Source organism: Sulfitobacter sp. HI0129, from assembly GCF_001635395.1.
Classification (GTDB): domain Bacteria; phylum Pseudomonadota; class Alphaproteobacteria; order Rhodobacterales; family Rhodobacteraceae; genus Sulfitobacter.
Window position 1 is genome coordinate 1 of the sequence record NZ_LWGH01000874.1, and the last position, 1,933, is coordinate 1,933.

The 1,933-nt window shown below is 66.3% G+C and carries 2 protein-coding genes and 1 pseudogene; 2 read left to right on the forward strand and 1 reads right to left on the reverse strand.

Features of this window, described 5'->3' with window-relative positions; genetic code table 11:
- Positions 1-85: 85 nt before the first annotated feature.
- Positions 86-589, reverse strand: a complete 504-nt coding sequence (locus tag A3764_RS20435) for a GNAT family N-acetyltransferase (RefSeq protein ID WP_082851156.1) — start codon at positions 587-589, stop codon at positions 86-88.
- A 61-nt stretch (positions 590-650) separates the two neighbouring features.
- On the opposite strand from A3764_RS20435, the gene A3764_RS20440 reads away from it, so the two are divergent.
- Both A3764_RS20440 and A3764_RS20445 read left to right on the forward strand, forming a co-directional pair.
- Positions 651-1,664: a hypothetical protein gene (locus A3764_RS20440; RefSeq protein ID WP_067926188.1), complete on the forward strand. Its 1,014-nt coding sequence runs from the start codon at positions 651-653 to the stop codon at positions 1,662-1,664.
- A gap of 2 nt (positions 1,665-1,666) precedes the next feature.
- A pseudogene (locus tag A3764_RS20445) lies at positions 1,667-1,933 on the forward strand (SGNH/GDSL hydrolase family protein); the annotation flags it as partial.

The window sequence follows — 1,933 nt, forward strand, 5'->3', positions numbered from 1 at the left end:
GAAGGTCATTTTCTGCGAATTGCCCAAAACCTCCACCGGCAAGATTCAGAAGTTCGAACTGCGCCGTCAGGCCGCAGCGCTCTGATCAACTGTTGCCCTGGCCGGGCAAGGTCTTCTCATAGCGCCATACGTCGAGCACCCACGCGCCCAGTGCCGCCTCGACCGTGTAGCTTTCGGTTGCCGTACGCCGCCAGCCCGCCCGCTCGTAGAAGCGGGCGGCCCGCCTGTTGCCTACCGTGCAGACCAGTAACTTTTCCCCCGGCCCCATCGCGGCCTCCGCCCGTTTCATCAGCACGGTGGCAAGCCCGCTACCCCGGAGTGAGGGCGCCACGTAAAACTGGTAAAGCTCATCCCCTTCGATCATGCAAAAACCCACGATCCGTCCTCCGTGCCATGCGGCCAGCGTGCCCGGGAGATGGGCCCGGGTTCGATCCTCGAACTCATCCAAGGTGCGCGATGCGGTCAGTTCCGGGGCGACAATCGCCGCGTGGCTATCATGCCAGCCGTCGTGCCAGATGCGTGCCAAACCGGGGATGTCTTCTGCCTGCCCGGGTTTCAACTGCAGATCGTTCCATTCGTCCGGTGCCATTGCGACCTCTACTGCCTATGGTAGACTGCTGACAAAAGAACTGGGGCAGTACAAGCGACAGATGACGGCGCTCACGAAATATGCGCGGATCGAGGCGACCGGCCTGTGGCGTCCCGATCCCAAAAGCCAGCGGCGCGAGGTTGTCGTTTCCATCGGGGATGCGACGCTTGTCATTACCGATACGGCGGATCGTGCGCTGACCCATTGGTCGCTTGCCGCCGTCATGCGCGCGGATACCCAAGGGGCCGAGGCCGTCTATCACCCCGACGGCGATCCGGGCGAAACGCTGGAGCTTTCGGCGGATGAGGGCGAGATGATCGCCGCCATCGAACAGCTGCGCCGCGCCATCAACCGCGCGCGCCCGCGCACGGGACGTCTGCGGTGGCTCGGCGTTCTGCTCTCCGTGGCATTGGTGGCTGGGGTGGCGCTGGTTTGGCTGCCGGGGGCGCTGCGCGATCACACCCTGAACGTCGTGCCGCAGGTGAAGCGTGCTGCCATCGGGGCGGCGCTGCTCCGACGGATCGAACGTCTTTCCGGCCCCGGTTGCGCGGCCCCCGAAGGCAAGCTGGCGCTGGCGCGGCTCGGCGCGCGGCTGAAGGCGGGGGACCTCGCCGTTTTGCCTGACATGGTGCAACCCAGCCTGCACCTTCCCGGACGGCTCATCGTGCTGGACCGCAGTCTGGTCGAGCAATTTGACGAACCGGACGTGGCCGCAGGCTATATCCTGACAGAAGACACCCTGCGGCTCGGCAACGACCCCCTGCGGGATCTGCTGAACTACGTCGGCCTGAGAGAGACCTTTCGCCTGCTTACCACGGGCGAAATCGCGGCCCCCGCGCTCGATACCTATGCAGAGGCGCTGATGACCCGGCCCCGCCCCGCAGCGCCGGTAGGGCCGTTGCTCAAGCGGTTCGAGCGGGCGGCGCTGCGCAGTACCCCCTATGCCTATGCGCGGGATCCCTCGGGGGAAAAAACGCTCGATTTGATCGAAGCCGATCCGATGGCCGGCCGCGCAACAGAACCATTGATGTCCGACGCGGACTGGTTGCGGCTGCAAAGCATCTGCGGGGGGTAGCCATGCTCGACCTGCCGGCCCGCTTGCTGCTGTCCCCCCTATTGGCAGCGCAAGCCGTGGGGGTCCGGCGCCGGGCGCTCCGTCTGCCGGAACCCGAAGGCCCCCGCGCGGGCCAAACGGGGGCGGGACCGCCCCTGTCGCTGCTGATCATCGGTGACAGTTCAGCCGCGGGGGTTGGCGTAACCCGGCAGCAGGACGCGCTTTCAGGGCAGCTTACCCATCGGCTTGCCCAGCGGTTCGATCTGCGCTGGCGGTTGCAGGCCCGCACC

Coding starts and splice junctions, on each gene's coding strand:
- A3764_RS20435 (WP_082851156.1), bottom strand. CDS start 589: ATGGCACCGGACGAATGGAACGATCTGCAGTTGAAACCCGGGCAGGCA.
- A3764_RS20440 (WP_067926188.1), top strand. CDS start 651: ATGACGGCGCTCACGAAATATGCGCGGATCGAGGCGACCGGCCTGTGG.